The sequence below is a fragment of the Pseudomonas entomophila genome (assembly GCF_018417595.1).
Lineage (GTDB): Bacteria > Pseudomonadota > Gammaproteobacteria > Pseudomonadales > Pseudomonadaceae > Aquipseudomonas > Aquipseudomonas entomophila_C.
Genome location: NZ_CP070982.1, coordinates 3,876,577 through 3,890,000 on the forward strand (window position 1 = coordinate 3,876,577; position 13,424 = coordinate 3,890,000).

The window sequence follows — 13,424 nt, forward strand, 5'->3', positions numbered from 1 at the left end:
TTCCACCCATGCTGCGCAAACACCTGCTCACCCTCGGCCTGCTGGCCATCACCGGCCTGGCCCAGGCCGCCGAGACCATCGACGTGTACCGCGACCCCAACTGCGGATGCTGCAAGCAATGGATCAAGCACCTGAGCGATAACGGTTTCACCGTCAACGACCACGTCGAGCCGAACATGAGCGCGGTCAAACAACGCCTGGGGGTCGCGCCACGCCTGGCCTCCTGCCACACCGGGGTGATCAACGGCAAGTTCGTCGAGGGCCATGTGCCCGCCGAGCAAGTACGCCTGCTGGCCAAGCGCAATGACCTCAAGGGTATCGCGGTGCCAGGCATGCCCATGGGCTCGCCGGGCATGGAGATGGGTGACCACAAGGATCCATACCAGGTCATCGGCGTGACCCAGGACGATCAGGACATCGTGGTCGCCACTTACTGATGCTCAGTCTCTGGGCGCTGTTCCTCAGCGCCTTCGGCGCCGCCACCCTGCTGCCGTTGCAGTCCGAGGCCGTGCTGGTCGGGCTGCTGATCCGCGATCCCCAGGCCTGGCCGACCCTGCTGCTGGTCGCCACCCTGGGCAATGTGCTGGGGTCCATCGTCAACTGGGTCCTGGGCCGCGCCATCGAGCACTTGCGCGACCGTCGCGGGTTCCCGTTCAGCGCCAGCCAGCTTGAACGCGCCCAGCAGCGCTACCAGCGTTGGGGACAGTGGTCGTTATTGTTGAGCTGGATGCCGGTGATCGGCGATCCGCTCACACTGATCGCCGGGATCATGCGCGAACCCTTCTGGCGCTTCGTGTTACTGGTTACCCTCGCCAAGGGCGGGCGTTACATCGTGGTAGCGATGATTACCCTGGGCTGGTTCCATACTGCGTGACTCCTTGGCGCCCTGTTCGCCAGCAAGCCGGCGCCTACAGCGGCGTCCAGATCTGCGTCTCGCTCCAGCCCAGCTCTGCGAAATCATCGGCCCGCAGCGCCGCTTCCTCCTCACAGAAGAATTCATCCAGTTGCGGAGGCTTTACCGCCGTGTCACTAAGCATCGCGTGCACCTGCCCACGATGATGGATCTGGTGCTCGAACAGGTGTGACAACAGGCGCAACCGCCTTTCGCGCTGCACCCGGTCCGGCCGTACGATGCTCACGTAACGCGCCAGCTGGTCATCGCTCAACTGTCGGCAATAGGCGATCAACCGCCGGTCGGCCTGGGCCTGCTGGGCTTGCAAGTCGGTGCAGGTGGCGAATGGCTGTTCCGGCTGGAAGAAGCGCTCGCCGTCTGGATCCGGCGCCTCGCCGCGCTGCTCGCACTCAAGCGCGTCGAGGTAGAACCAGTCCACTGTCAGCAGGTGGTTGAGGGTAGCCTTGATCGAGGGGAAGAAGCTGCAACGGGGCGCGACGAATTCGTCCTGGGTCAGTTGCAGGCAAGCCTTGTACAGGCGGTGGTTGGCCCAGCCATTGTTGTAGGCCTGGGTCAGCAGATGATGCGACAGCGGCTCCATGGTCGGCTCCTTCAGGCGAAGCGTTGCAGTTGCATCTCCCGTAGCCGGCTCAGGGTCCGTTGGTACGGGAACGCCAGATACCCTTGAGTGTAGAGCGCTTCGAGCGCAACCTCGGCCTCCAGGTACAAGGCCACCCGACGGTCGTAGCATTCATCGACCAGGGCGATGAAACGGCGCACGCTGTCATCCTTGGGGGCCAGTGTGGGGAGCGTCCGCTCCCCCGCCTCTACCCGTGCGGCACCATCCTCGGTGCCGCGGGCGATGCGCCCGGCCTGCTGAACACCCCCTAACACCGGTATGCCGCTGACCAGGATCGCCGGAAAGCGGTCGCACAAAGCCATGAAATCCATTGCTGCCAGGGGTTGCTCGCAAAGGTCGCTAAAACGGCACCAGATGGCTCGGGTGCTGCGCCGCACGACTTGGATCTGCCGCGAGCCTAGCTGCAAGGGCTGCGGGTTGCCGTCATCGTCCTGGCTCAACTGCTGGAACACCGCCTGCAAAGCGCTTGGCTGCCCCCGCTCGCAGATCCAGTAGCGTTGCCGATGTGCCCCTGGGTGCAGGCGGTGGTCCTGCTCCCCGGCCACCGCCAGCACGCGCATGTGCCGCTCGATGGCAGCGATCGCCGGAAGGAAGCGTTCGCGGTTGAAGCCATCGCGGTACAGCTGGTCGGGGGGCTGGTTGGAGGTGGCGACGATCACCACACCCTGGTCGAACAGCACCTGGAACAAGCGACCGAGGATGATCGCGTCGCCGATATCGCTGACGAACAACTCGTCGAAGCACAACACGCGAATTTCGCGGGCAAGCTCCCTCGCCAGGGCCTTGAGCGGGTCAGCGGTGCCATTGAGCTGGAACAGACGCTGGTGGACCCAGGCCATGAAGTGGTGGAAATGCTGGCGCCGGGCGGGCACCTCCAGGCACTGGTGAAACAAGTCCATCAGCCAGGTCTTGCCTCGGCCGACCGGGCCCCAGAGGTACAGGCCCTGGGTTGGCTTGCCTGTACGCAGGGCGTCGAAACACGCCTGTAACGCGGCGAGGGCGGTGGCCTGGGCGGGATCAGGGATGTAGCCCCGTTCGCCAAGGGCCTGCTGGTAGAGGGATTCGGGGGTCATGCCGGAGCGCCGGAAAGGAAACCGCCATGGTACGACAGTGGCGGCCTCTTCGCGGAACTGCATCGCCTCCAAGCTCAGCGCTGCACCTGCAGGAGCCGGCTTTACCGGCGAATGGGCCAGCACAGCCGAAGCAAATCTGTCAGCTCTCCCCCAACCCCACCTTCAGCAATGCCCCATCCGTGGCATCGGTCAACACATACAGGTATCCATCCGGCCCCACCCGTACATCACGGATCCGCGCTTTCAGCTCCCCCAGCAAGCGCTCTTCATGCACCACCTTGTCGCCCTCGAGTTGCAGCCGGATCAGCTCCTGGCTCGCCAGCGCCCCGATGAACAGGTTGTGGTCCCAGGCCTTGAACGCTGGGCTGTCATAGAACGCCATGCCACTGATACCCGGCGACTTCTCCCATACATGGTGCGGGTCGACCATACCATCGACGTGCTTGCCCTTGGCCTCGGGAATTGGCAACAGCGAATAATTGATGCCATGGGTCGCGATCGGCCAGCCATAGTTCTTGCCCGGCTCGGGAATGTTGATCTCGTCACCACCCCGCGGACCATGCTCGTGGGTCCACAACTTGCCGGTCCAGGGGTTGAGCGCCGCGCCCTGCTGGTTGCGGTGGCCGAACGACCAGATCTCCGGACGCACATTGTCGCGGCCGACGAAAGGGTTGTCCTTGGGGATTTCGCCATCGGGCAGCAGGCGCACGATCTTGCCCTGCAGCTTGTCCAGGTCCTGCGCCGTGGGGCGCTGGTTGTTCTCGCCCAGAGCAATGAACAGGTAGCCATCGCGGTCGAACACCAGGCGTGAGCCGAAGTGGTTGCCCTCGGACAGCTTCGGCTGCTGGCGGAAGATCACCGTGAAATGCTCGATCCGCGCCTGGTCCTGTGAAAGCTGGCCACGGCCAACCGCCGTACCGGCCTTGCCGTCGTTGCCCACCTCGGCGAACGACAAATACACCGTGCGATCCTTGGCGAAGTCCGGCGACAGGACGACATCGAGCAGCCCTCCCTGCCCTTCGCCCCAGACCTTGGGCACGCCGGAGAGCGGCGGCCCCACCTTGCCATCCGTGCTCACGACGCGCAGGTTACCCGGCCGCTCGGTGACCAGCATGCCCTTGCCATCCGGCAGAAACGCCAGCGCCCAGGGGTTGCGCAGGCCTTCGGCCAGGGTGCTGACCGTCAGCGGGCCCTCCTCGCTGGGAAACTGCTGCTCGGGCGCGGCCTCGGCCTGCAGGGGAAACAGGCTGGCAGCGGCCAGGGTGATCAACCAGCTACGTGGCGTCATGTTCGATTCCTTCGAAAGGGCTCAGGGCACGCGTTGCGAGTCGCGCGGTGGCCGAGTGGGTTCCAGGTTCGGGGTCTGTTGCTGGCGACGCAGGTTTTCGCCGTTGCCAATGCCGCGATTATCGAGTGTCGGCGGACGTGGAATCGGCTGGGTGGAGGCGCCGGGCACGGGCGGTGTGGCGGGCACGCTGCCCTGACGGCTATTGGGGTTGGCGCGCATGATCGGGCTGTTGTAGGGGTTGTTGCTGTCGTTGGCGGCCAGCACCGGGGCCGGCAGCGGCAATGCCAGCAACAGGCCGAAGGCCAGGGCCGTGAATGTGGGATTCATGTTTCACCTCCGCTACGAAAAGGCGCGCCTCAGCGTTGGATAGCCTAAGACGCGCAGGGTTCGATGCAACCGTCGAGGTAATTCTCGATGTTTCAACCCTCTCCCCCGTAAGCGCCGGCTTGCCGGCGAACCGCTGCTAAATCGCCCCCTCCTTGTCCACCTTGTGCCGCGCCGCATAAAGACAAAGCATCTCCATCGCCAGCGTCGCCCCCGCCAGCGCGGTGATATCGGCGTGGTCGTAGGCCGGCGCCACCTCCACCAGGTCCATCCCCACCAGGTTGATCCCACGCAACCCGCCCAGGATCTCCAGCGCCTGCACCGTGCTCAGCCCCCCACAGACCGGCGTACCGGTCCCAGGCGCGTAGGCCGGGTCCAGGCAGTCGATATCGAAGGTCAGGTACACCGGCCGGTCGCCAACCCGCTGGCGAATCGCCGCGACGATCGCTTCGGTGCCCTGGCGATGCACCTGCCGCGCATCGAGGATGGCGAAACCCTGGCTCTCGTCGTTGGTGGTGCGCAGGCCGATCTGCACCGAGTGCCCCGGATCCACCAGCCCTTCCCGGGCGGCATGCCAGAACATGGTGCCGTGGTCGATGCGCTTGCCCTCCTCGTCCGGCCAGGTATCACTGTGCGCGTCGAAGTGGATCAACGCCAGCGGCCCATGCCGGCGGGCATGGGCCTTGAGTAGCGGGTAGCTGATGAAATGGTCGCCGCCGAGGGTAAGCATCGCGCAACCGGCATCGAGGATGCGCTCGGCATGGGCCTGGATGCTGTCCGGCACCGACGCTGGCGTGCCACTGTCGAAGGCACAGTCGCCGTAGTCGATCACCGCCAGGTGGTCGAACGGGTCGAATGCCCAAGGCCAGTGCCGGGCCCAGGCCTGCTGCACCGAGGCCGCGCGGATAGCCCGCGGCCCGAAGCGCGCGCCTGGGCGATTGCTGGTGGCGGTGTCGAACGGCACACCGCTGACTACCACATCGACACCGCGCAGGTCGCGGCTGTAGCGGCGCCTGGAGAAACTGGTGATGCCGGCATAGGTGCTCTCGGCGGCCGTGCCGAAGAGGCTGTCGCGGGTGATGGCCTGGTCATTGTCCTGGGCGAGATCCACGGATTGTCTCCTGTCGTTTTGGTTTTACTGGCGGCTGCGGAAAGCGGTCCACAGGCGGTTGCGCTGGCGCAGGTCGGATAGCGCCATGCTACGGTCGGCGAACAGCCGCTGGCGCACCTCGGCGGATGGGTAGATGTCCGGGTCGTTGCGGATCGCCTCGTCCACCAGCGGCGTGGCGGCCTGGTTGGCATTGGCGAAGAACAGCGTGTTGGTCAGCGCCGCCACCGAATCGGGGCGCAGCATGAAGGTGATGAAAGCGCGAGCAGCCTCGGGGTGCGGGGCATCTTTGGGGATCACCAGGTTGTCCTGCCACACCAGCGTGCCTTCGCGGGGGATGCGGTAGATCAGCTCGAACGGCTTGCCGGCGCGGCGCGCCTGTTCGGCAGCCATGGCCGCGTCGCCGTTGTAAGTCAGCGCCAGGCAGACGCTGCCATTGGCCAGGTCGTTGATCTGGCGGCCGTTGGCCACGTAGCTGATCGACGGCTGCAACTGCTGCAGCAAGGCTTGGGCAGCGTCCAGGTCAGCCTTGTTCTGGCTGTAGGGGTCCTTGCCAAGGTAGTTGAGGGTCAAGCCGATCACTTCCTGAGGGGAGTCGGGCATGGCGATGCCACAATCCTTCAGGCGGCTGGCATATTCGGGCTTGAACAACAGGTCGAGGCTGTCCAGCGGTACATCCCCCAGGCGCTGACGCACCGCCTCGACATTCACCCCCAGGCCCAGGGTGCCCCAGGTGTAGGGCACGGCGTGGCGGTTGCCTGGGTCGGCCTCGGCCAACTTGGCCAACAGGTCCTTGTCGAGGTTGGCGTAGCCCGGTAGCGCCTGGACGTCGAGCGGTTGCAAGGCGCCGGCCTTGAGCGCCCTGGCCAGCACGGTGGCCGAGGGCACCACCACGTCATAGCCGCTACGGCCGGTGAGCAGCTTGGTCTCCAGCACCTCGGTGGTATCGAAAGTGTCGTAGCGCACCTTGTAGCCGGTCTCTTTTTCGAAACGCTCAAGGGTTTGCGGGGCGACGTAGTCAGCCCAACTGTACAGGTTGACGACCTTTTCCTCGGCTTGCAGTGGCAAGGCGAGCAGCAATGAGAGCAGGCACAACGTTCGACGCATGGCGGGCACCTCGGCAAAAGGGTGGATGCCGCCAGCATGCCTGCCGGGTTACATTGCAAAAATGGCAACTTTGCGAAGCTGACATTCACCAGGAGCAATGTGATGCTCGGACAATTGCACGACCCGGACCTGCACCTGCTGCGGCTGTTCGTCACTGTAGTCGAGGCCGGCGGCTTCAGTGCCGCCCAGGGCGTGCTGGGGCTGAGCCAGCCCAGCATCAGCCAGCAGATGGCGCGGCTGGAAACGCGCCTGGGCTATCGCCTGTGCAGCCGAGGTAAAGGCGGCTTCCGCCTGACCGAGAAGGGCGAGCTGCTGCTGCAGGCGACCCAAGGCCTGTTGCTGCAGATCGAACAGTTCCGCCAGCAAGCCAATGGCGTGGCCGGCCGATTGCTGGGCACGGTACGCATCGGCCTGGCCGAGAACCAGGACAAGCGCATCACCCTGCGCATCGCCCAGGCCGTTGCCCGCTTTCGCCAGCGCGAAGAATCCGTGCAGCTGGAACTGACCAGCGCCCCGCCTGCCGAGCTGGAGCGTCTGTTGCTGGAACAACGCCTGGACTGCGCGATCAGCTACTTTTCGGGCACGCAGGCCGCATTCGACTATGTGCCGCTGTTCGACGAACAGCAACGGCTCTACTGCGGCAAAGCACATACGTTGTACGACGCGCAAGACATCACTCGGGACCATCTATTGGAAGTCGATCAGGTGCGCCATCCCTATCGCTTTCTCAAGCAGGGTGAGCCCTTCCAAAGCCGGCGCAGCATGGCAGTGGCCGAGCAGATCGACAGTGCGCTGACGTTCATCCTTTCGGGCCAGCACATCGGTTACCTGCCATGCCACTGCGCCGCACCTTGGGAAGCACAGGGGCTGCTCAGGGCACTGGATCCGCGGCTGGACTTCGTGGTGCCGTTTACCTTGGCCCGGCATCGCGGGCAGACGCCGGGGGAGGCCCAGCAGGCCTTCGTCGAGGATCTGCTGGCGGTGTTCGAATGAAGGGCCAGCCTTTCAACCCAGCCGTGCATTTGCCACACTGCCGACTTGCCCGTGAACCAAGGCCGTGAAAACCATGCTTGTGCGCTGCTGCCTGATCCTGCTGTTGACCCTTGCCCTGAATGCCTGCGCCCTGTTTCAGGGCCGTGACCCACTTAACATCAGCGTGGTCGGCATCGACCCCTTGCCCGGCCAGGACATGGAACTGCGCATGGCGGTGAAGATCCGTGTGCAGAACCCCAACGAAACACCGGTCGACTTCAACGGCGTGGCCCTCACCCTCGAGGTCAACGATCAACCCCTGGCCGCCGGCGTGAGCGATCAGCGTGGGCATATCGGCCGCTATGACGAAGCGATGATCGTGGTACCGGTCAGCATCACCGCCTTCGCGTTCCTGCGCCAGGCCTATGGCCTGAGCCGCGTGGATTCGCTGCAGGGGCTACCCTATGTGCTGCGCGGCAAGCTCGCCGGTGGCCCGTTGGGCACGGTGCGCTTCACCGACAAAGGCAGGCTCGACCTGCCCAAGGCTGCAGGCGCAGGCTGGTGATCCTCAGCCGACGAACCGCACACCGGGGCGTGGGCGCTCATCCACACTGAGCTCGAAGACATCCGGCCGCGCATAGTGGCCGACCACATCGAAGTCGTAACGGGCACGCACCAGCTCGTCGGTATCGATTTCGGCACAGACCAGCCCTCGCGCACCCAGCAACGGCCCGGCCAGCACATCGCCCAGCGGGCCGACGATCAGGCTGCCACCGTTGATCAGCGGCCGCTCGGCGGGCCAGTTGGCCACTTCCATGCCGAGCGCCGCAGGCGAATCCTGCACCTGGCAGGCACTGATCACGAAACAGCGCCCCTCCGCCGCGACATGGCGCATGCTCACCTGCCACAACTCACGCTCATCCACCGTCGGCGCGCACCACAGTTGCACGCCTTTGGCGTACATGGCAGTACGCAGCAAGGGCATGTAGTTCTCCCAGCACACCGCAGCACCAATGCGCCCGGCGCGGCCGTCGACCACCGGCAGCGTGGAACCGTCACCCGTGCCCCAGATCAGGCGCTCGGTACCCGTCGGCATCAATTTGCGATGCTTGGCCACCAGCCCGCCGTCTGGCTCGAAGAACAGCACGGTGCAGTACAGGGTATTACCGCTGCGCTCGATCACCCCAAGCACCAGGCTCGCCCCCGTGCGCGCCGACAGCCCGGCCAAGGCAGCGGTCTCGCTACCAGGCACGTCGATCGCATTGGCGAAATAACGAGCGAAGGCTTCCCGGCCCTCGGGCAAGCGGTAGCCCAGTTGGGTACCGAAACCTTCCCCTTTGGGGTAGCCGCCGAGCAGGGCTTCCGGCATGACCACCAAGCTGGCGCCGGCCTCACGGATGGCCTGCTCGTAGCCGAGGATCTGCTCCAGGGTGGCGGCTTTGCCTGCGGGCAGCGAACCGATCTGCAGGGCAGCGACGATGGACTTGGGCATCTTGGAAACTCCTGTCAGGGGGAAGATCAGGAAGATTCTCCGACACCAGCTATCGGCGCAACAACGGGGCGATGACACCGCGGGTGGAACAGCGCCGTAGTGCCGTGCTTGAGGTGTTCGCCTGACTCAGCGGCTGGCGTTGGCGGCGGCCATCATCTTGTTGACTTCACTGCGCACCAGTTGGGTGAACTCGGGTGGCGACATGCCGTCCAGTTCGGTGCGCACCCACTCGGCCCACTTGCTCTTGCGCCGCGGCTTTTCTGCAATCAGCCGTGCAGCCTCGCCCTTGGCCTTGCCAAGATTGCTCTGCCAGTACTCGAACAGACGCGCCTTTTCCGCCTCGATCTGTGCCCGTTCCTGGAAGCTCATGTTGGCCAGATTGAAACTCATGGGTAATACCTGCCGCTGGAAAATGGGCGCTATCTTACACGCTAGCGGCTGGGCACGGGAAAGCCGCTGCAACTTTCCCGACGTCGCGGCATCCACTGTTCAACCCCACTCGCCACGAGGATGTGTACATGGCCAGGAAAACTGCCGCATCAAACGATAATGAACAGATCAAGGATCAGGTGTTCAGCGAGCTGCAGGCGTTGATCGAGGAGTCGGAGAAACTGCTTACCGAGAGCGTCTCGCTGGTCGGTGAGGAGGCCGATACCCTTCGCGCCCAACTGGGCCTGAAGCTGCGCCAGGCGCGCGATGCCACTGGCCGGTTGGGGCAACGGGCCCAGCCGATGGTCGATGCCACGCAGGAATACATTGGCGGGCACCCCTGGCAGACCGTGGCGATCTCCGCGGGCTTTGGCCTGGTGGTCGGCCTGCTGCTGGGCCGTCGGCAGTAAACGCCGATCAGGCGGCCAACGCCATTGGGATACCGCTGTGGAAGCGCAGTTCCTGGTCAGGTGACATGATCAGCTGCGCTTCCGCTTCACGTACTTGCTCGATGACACGCGCGATGTCCGCTGCTTCACCGTAGTGATGAGCCAGCTTCAGGTAGCCCTGGTAATGCCGAGCCTCGCTCTTCAGCAAACCGTGGTAGAACGTGCCGAGTTCTTCGTCCAGGTGCGGCACCAGTGCGGCGAAGCGCTCGCAGCTGCGCGCCTCGATGAAGGCCCCCACCACCAGCGTGTCCACCAGTTTTACCGGTTCATGCGCCCGTACCAGGCGGCGCAGGCCTGAGGCGTAGCGCCCCGCCGACACCGGACGCAACGGCACGCCACGGCGCTTCATCAGCCGCAGCACTTGCTCGTGGTGCACCAGTTCTTCGCGGGCCAGGCGCGACATCATGTTGATCAGGTCGAGGTGCGTGTTGTACTTGGCGATCAAGCTCAACGCCGTGCTGGCAGCCTTGAACTCGCAATTCTTGTGATCGATCAGCAAGGTTTCCTGGTCGGCCAGCGCCGCTTCGATCCAGGCGTCAGGGGTACGACAGCCCAGGAAGGCGTCGATTTCGGGAGTCAGGGACATAACACTCACAATCACACAAGATACTGGCAGGACCGGCGATTATACCGGCGGCGCCGCCGAGTGCCAGTGACTATGCTTGATGCATGTCAACCGGCGGCAGGAGGAGCGCCGTCTATAGTCAGGCATTGGCCGCCATTGAGAAGGGAGTTCACGCCCATGCAAGCCGTCCGCAGCATCCTCGTCGTCCTCGACCCCGAGCACGCTCATAGCCGTGCCCTGACCCGGGCAAAACTGATTGCCGGCGTGACCGGTGCGCGCCTGCATCTGCTCATGTGCGACAAGAAGCAGGACCACAGCGCGCTGCTCAGCCTGCTGAGTAGCCAGTTGCACGACGATGGTTATGACAATGTCACCCATGAACAGCATTGGAAGGAAAGCCTGCACGAATCGATCATCCATGTGCAGCAGGCGGAAGGCTGTGAGCTGGTGATCAAGGAGCATCGACCGGACAATCCGCTGCGCAAGGCACTGCTGACGCCCAATGACTGGAAGCTGCTACGCCAGTGCCCATGCGCAGTGCTGATGGTCAAAAGCGAACGGCCCTGGATGGGCGGCAAGATCCTCGCGGCCGTGGATGTGGGCAACCAGGACGAGGCTCATCGCCGGTTGCACGCCAGTATCATCGACCATGGCTATGCCATTGCCAGCCTGGCCAAGGGTGAATTGCACGTCATCAGTGCCCACCCCTCCCCCATGCTGTCGGCATCCGACCCGGTGTACCAGCTCACCGAGACCATCGAGCAGCGCTATCGCGAGGCTTGCAAGGCGTTCCAGGCGGAGTTCGATGTCAGTGACGATCGCCTGCATATCGACGAAGGGCCTGCGGATGTACTGATCCCTTACACCGAGAAAAAGTATGATGCCGTGGTGACCATCATTGGTACCGTGGCGCGCACTGGGATTTCCGGGGCCCTGATTGGCAATACCGCAGAGGTCGTATTGGATTCGCTGGAGGGCGACGTGCTGGTGCTCAAGAGCGAAGAAGTAACGGCACACCTGGCGGAGCTGGCACGAGGCTGAAGATTGCTGGGGCCGCGTTGCGGCCCTTTACGGCCGGTCCGACGCCTCGGCAAGGCCGCTCCTACAGGGGGAGGCGGTGCTGGCTTTGGGACGCGGAAAAGACAAAACCCCTACCTGCCTGCGCAGATAGGGGTTTTGCGAAATGAATCTTGACGATGACCTACTCTCACATGGGGAAACCCCACACTACCATCGGCGATGCATCGTTTCACTGCTGAGTTCGGGATGGGATCAGGTGGTTCCAATGCTCTATGGTCGTCAAGAAATTCTGTTGCCAGAAGATCCAGATGGATACTCCAGCGAATTCGGATATGTGATCGTTGTGGTTCGTTGCGAACTTTCGGTTCGTATCGTCTTCACCACCACAATCTGCTTCGTGTGCAGATTGCTTGGGTGTTATATGGTCAAGCCTCACGGGCAATTAGTATTGGTTAGCTCAACGCCTCACAGCGCTTACACACCCAACCTATCAACGTCGTAGTCTTCGACGGCCCTTCAGGGGATTCAAGATCCCAGTGAGATCTCATCTTGAGGCAAGTTTCCCGCTTAGATGCTTTCAGCGGTTATCTCTTCCGAACATAGCTACCCGGCAATGCCACTGGCGTGACAACCGGAACACCAGAGGTTCGTCCACTCCGGTCCTCTCGTACTAGGAGCAGCCCCTCTCAAATCTCAAACGTCCACGGCAGATAGGGACCGAACTGTCTCACGACGTTCTAAACCCAGCTCGCGTACCACTTTAAATGGCGAACAGCCATACCCTTGGGACCGGCTTCAGCCCCAGGATGTGATGAGCCGACATCGAGGTGCCAAACACCGCCGTCGATATGAACTCTTGGGCGGTATCAGCCTGTTATCCCCGGAGTACCTTTTATCCGTTGAGCGATGGCCCTTCCATACAGAACCACCGGATCACTAAGACCTACTTTCGTACCTGCTCGACGTGTTTGTCTCGCAGTCAAGCGCGCTTTTGCCTTTATACTCTACGACCGATTTCCGACCGGTCTGAGCGCACCTTCGTACTCCTCCGTTACTCTTTGGGAGGAGACCGCCCCAGTCAAACTACCCACCATACACTGTCCTCGATCCGGATAACGGACCTGAGTTAGAACCTCAAGGTTGCCAGGGTGGTATTTCAAGGATGGCTCCATGAGAACTGGCGTCCCCACTTCAAAGCCTCCCACCTATCCTACACAAGCAAGCTCAAAGTCCAGTGCAAAGCTATAGTAAAGGTTCACGGGGTCTTTCCGTCTAGCCGCGGATACACTGCATCTTCACAGCGATTTCAATTTCACTGAGTCTCGGGTGGAGACAGCGCCGCCATCGTTACGCCATTCGTGCAGGTCGGAACTTACCCGACAAGGAATTTCGCTACCTTAGGACCGTTATAGTTACGGCCGCCGTTTACCGGGGCTTCGATCAAGAGCTTCGCTTGCGCTAACCCCATCAATTAACCTTCCGGCACCGGGCAGGCGTCACACCCTATACGTCCACTTTCGTGTTTGCAGAGTGCTGTGTTTTTAATAAACAGTCGCAGCGGCCTGGTATCTTCGACCGGCGTGGGCTTACGCAGCAAGTGCTTCACCCTCACCGGCGCACCTTCTCCCGAAGTTACGGTGCCATTTTGCCTAGTTCCTTCACCCGAGTTCTCTCAAGCGCCTTGGTATTCTCTACCTAACCACCTGTGTCGGTTTGGGGTACGGTTCCCAGTTATCTGAAGCTTAGGAGCTTTTCTTGGAAGCATGGCATCAACCACTTCGCGCTCTAATGAGCACTCGTCATCAGCTCTCGGCCTTGAGATCCCGGATTTGCCTAAGATCTCAGCCTACCACCTTAAACTTGGACAACCAACGCCAAGCTGGCCTAGCCTTCTCCGTCCCTCCATCGCAATAACTGGAAGTACAGGAATATTAACCTGTTTTCCATCGACTACGCTTTTCAGCCTCGCCTTAGGGACCGACTAACCCTGCGTCGATTAACGTTGCGCAGGAAACCTTGGTCTTTCGGCGTGCGAGTTTTTCACTCGCATTGTCGTTACTCATGT

General features: G+C 62.6%; 15 protein-coding genes and 2 rRNA genes (1 of these 17 running past the window's edge). 6 read left to right on the top strand and 11 right to left on the bottom strand.

The window, feature by feature from the left end; genetic code table 11:
• Window positions 1-8: 8 nt before the first annotated feature.
• Entirely contained in the window at window positions 9-437 is a 429-nt protein-coding gene (locus JYG34_RS16750; protein ID WP_213657499.1) for a DUF411 domain-containing protein, read from the top strand.
• Window positions 437-874, top strand: a complete 438-nt coding sequence (locus JYG34_RS16755; protein WP_213657500.1) for a YqaA family protein — start codon at window positions 437-439, stop codon at window positions 872-874. Before JYG34_RS16750 ends, JYG34_RS16755 begins: the two co-directional genes overlap by 1 nt.
• Window positions 875-908: 34 nt before the next feature.
• On the opposite strand, the gene JYG34_RS16760 is transcribed toward JYG34_RS16755, so the two are convergent.
• The 6 genes from JYG34_RS16760 to JYG34_RS16785 all read right to left on the bottom strand — a co-directional run bounded on the left by JYG34_RS16760 (window position 909) and on the right by JYG34_RS16785 (window position 6,432).
• The gene (locus JYG34_RS16760; RefSeq protein WP_213657501.1) at window positions 909-1,493 is read right to left on the bottom strand and encodes a DinB family protein; all 585 of its coding nucleotides are present in this window, start codon (window positions 1,491-1,493) and stop codon (window positions 909-911) included.
• A gap of 11 nt (window positions 1,494-1,504) precedes the next feature.
• Window positions 1,505-2,605, bottom strand: a complete 1,101-nt coding sequence (zapE, locus tag JYG34_RS16765; RefSeq protein WP_213657502.1) for a cell division protein ZapE — start codon at window positions 2,603-2,605, stop codon at window positions 1,505-1,507.
• A gap of 139 nt (window positions 2,606-2,744) precedes the next feature.
• Window positions 2,745-3,893, bottom strand: a complete 1,149-nt coding sequence (locus tag JYG34_RS16770; protein ID WP_213657503.1) for a PQQ-dependent sugar dehydrogenase — start codon at window positions 3,891-3,893, stop codon at window positions 2,745-2,747.
• Window positions 3,894-3,914: 21 nt separating this feature from the next.
• Window positions 3,915-4,220 carry a hypothetical protein gene (locus JYG34_RS16775; RefSeq protein ID WP_213657504.1) on the bottom strand — a complete coding sequence of 102 codons (306 nt, stop codon included), beginning with the start codon at window positions 4,218-4,220 and terminating at the stop codon, window positions 3,915-3,917.
• A 136-nt stretch (window positions 4,221-4,356) separates the two neighbouring features.
• Window positions 4,357-5,328: an agmatinase gene (speB, locus tag JYG34_RS16780; RefSeq protein ID WP_213657505.1), complete on the bottom strand. Its 972-nt coding sequence runs from the start codon at window positions 5,326-5,328 to the stop codon at window positions 4,357-4,359.
• Window positions 5,329-5,352: 24 nt separating this feature from the next.
• Window positions 5,353-6,432, bottom strand: a complete 1,080-nt coding sequence (locus JYG34_RS16785) for an extracellular solute-binding protein (RefSeq protein ID WP_213657506.1) — start codon at window positions 6,430-6,432, stop codon at window positions 5,353-5,355.
• 102 nt (window positions 6,433-6,534) lie between these two features.
• Here JYG34_RS16785 and JYG34_RS16790 point away from each other — a divergent pair, with 102 nt between their 5' ends.
• The gene (locus JYG34_RS16790) at window positions 6,535-7,425 is read left to right on the top strand and encodes a LysR family transcriptional regulator (RefSeq protein WP_213657507.1); all 891 of its coding nucleotides are present in this window, start codon (window positions 6,535-6,537) and stop codon (window positions 7,423-7,425) included.
• Window positions 7,426-7,498: 73 nt separating this feature from the next.
• The gene (locus JYG34_RS16795) at window positions 7,499-7,969 is read left to right on the top strand and encodes an LEA type 2 family protein (RefSeq protein WP_213661208.1); all 471 of its coding nucleotides are present in this window, start codon (window positions 7,499-7,501) and stop codon (window positions 7,967-7,969) included.
• Window positions 7,970-7,972: 3 nt separating this feature from the next.
• Here the strand turns inward: JYG34_RS16795 and JYG34_RS16800 are convergent, their stop codons facing one another.
• Together JYG34_RS16800 and JYG34_RS16805 are read right to left on the bottom strand one after the other, a co-directional pair.
• A complete protein-coding gene (locus tag JYG34_RS16800) occupies window positions 7,973-8,896 on the bottom strand; it encodes a carbon-nitrogen hydrolase family protein (RefSeq protein ID WP_213657508.1) in 924 nt (307 codons plus the stop codon).
• A gap of 126 nt (window positions 8,897-9,022) precedes the next feature.
• Window positions 9,023-9,286: a hypothetical protein gene (locus tag JYG34_RS16805; protein WP_213657509.1), complete on the bottom strand. Its 264-nt coding sequence runs from the start codon at window positions 9,284-9,286 to the stop codon at window positions 9,023-9,025.
• 128 nt (window positions 9,287-9,414) lie between these two features.
• Between JYG34_RS16805 and JYG34_RS16810 the strand changes: the two genes are divergently transcribed.
• Window positions 9,415-9,735, top strand: coding sequence for a DUF883 family protein (locus tag JYG34_RS16810; RefSeq protein ID WP_213657510.1), 321 nt, complete (start codon window positions 9,415-9,417; stop codon window positions 9,733-9,735).
• Window positions 9,736-9,742: 7 nt separating this feature from the next.
• Here JYG34_RS16810 and JYG34_RS16815 read toward each other — a convergent pair whose 3' ends face one another.
• Window positions 9,743-10,360: a tRNA-(ms[2]io[6]A)-hydroxylase gene (locus JYG34_RS16815; protein WP_213657511.1), complete on the bottom strand. Its 618-nt coding sequence runs from the start codon at window positions 10,358-10,360 to the stop codon at window positions 9,743-9,745.
• A 156-nt stretch (window positions 10,361-10,516) separates the two neighbouring features.
• Between JYG34_RS16815 and JYG34_RS16820 the strand changes: the two genes are divergently transcribed.
• A complete protein-coding gene (locus JYG34_RS16820) occupies window positions 10,517-11,380 on the top strand; it encodes a universal stress protein (protein WP_213657512.1) in 864 nt (287 codons plus the stop codon).
• A gap of 147 nt (window positions 11,381-11,527) precedes the next feature.
• Here the strand turns inward: JYG34_RS16820 and rrf are convergent.
• Together rrf and JYG34_RS16830 are read right to left on the bottom strand one after the other, a co-directional pair.
• Window positions 11,528-11,643 (bottom strand): 5S ribosomal RNA (gene rrf / locus JYG34_RS16825).
• A gap of 137 nt (window positions 11,644-11,780) precedes the next feature.
• Window positions 11,781-13,424: ribosomal RNA gene (locus tag JYG34_RS16830) — 23S ribosomal RNA — on the bottom strand; it runs 1,249 nt beyond the window's last position.

What these genes read in the sequence shown, in the direction of transcription:
- JYG34_RS16750 (WP_213657499.1), top strand. Translation starts at nt 9, where the DNA reads ATGCTGCGCAAACACCTGCTCACCCTCGGCCTGCTGGCCATCACCGGC.
- JYG34_RS16755 (WP_213657500.1), top strand. Translation starts at nt 437, where the DNA reads ATGCTCAGTCTCTGGGCGCTGTTCCTCAGCGCCTTCGGCGCCGCCACC.
- JYG34_RS16760 (WP_213657501.1), bottom strand. Translation starts at nt 1,493, where the DNA reads ATGGAGCCGCTGTCGCATCATCTGCTGACCCAGGCCTACAACAATGGC.
- zapE (WP_213657502.1), bottom strand. Translation starts at nt 2,605, where the DNA reads ATGACCCCCGAATCCCTCTACCAGCAGGCCCTTGGCGAACGGGGCTAC.
- JYG34_RS16770 (WP_213657503.1), bottom strand. Translation starts at nt 3,893, where the DNA reads ATGACGCCACGTAGCTGGTTGATCACCCTGGCCGCTGCCAGCCTGTTT.
- JYG34_RS16775 (WP_213657504.1), bottom strand. Translation starts at nt 4,220, where the DNA reads ATGAATCCCACATTCACGGCCCTGGCCTTCGGCCTGTTGCTGGCATTG.
- JYG34_RS16785 (WP_213657506.1), bottom strand. Translation starts at nt 6,432, where the DNA reads ATGCGTCGAACGTTGTGCCTGCTCTCATTGCTGCTCGCCTTGCCACTG.
- JYG34_RS16790 (WP_213657507.1), top strand. Translation starts at nt 6,535, where the DNA reads ATGCTCGGACAATTGCACGACCCGGACCTGCACCTGCTGCGGCTGTTC.
- JYG34_RS16795 (WP_213661208.1), top strand. Translation starts at nt 7,499, where the DNA reads ATGCTTGTGCGCTGCTGCCTGATCCTGCTGTTGACCCTTGCCCTGAAT.
- JYG34_RS16800 (WP_213657508.1), bottom strand. Translation starts at nt 8,896, where the DNA reads ATGCCCAAGTCCATCGTCGCTGCCCTGCAGATCGGTTCGCTGCCCGCA.
- JYG34_RS16805 (WP_213657509.1), bottom strand. Translation starts at nt 9,286, where the DNA reads ATGAGTTTCAATCTGGCCAACATGAGCTTCCAGGAACGGGCACAGATC.
- JYG34_RS16810 (WP_213657510.1), top strand. Translation starts at nt 9,415, where the DNA reads ATGGCCAGGAAAACTGCCGCATCAAACGATAATGAACAGATCAAGGAT.
- JYG34_RS16815 (WP_213657511.1), bottom strand. Translation starts at nt 10,360, where the DNA reads ATGTCCCTGACTCCCGAAATCGACGCCTTCCTGGGCTGTCGTACCCCT.
- JYG34_RS16820 (WP_213657512.1), top strand. Translation starts at nt 10,517, where the DNA reads ATGCAAGCCGTCCGCAGCATCCTCGTCGTCCTCGACCCCGAGCACGCT.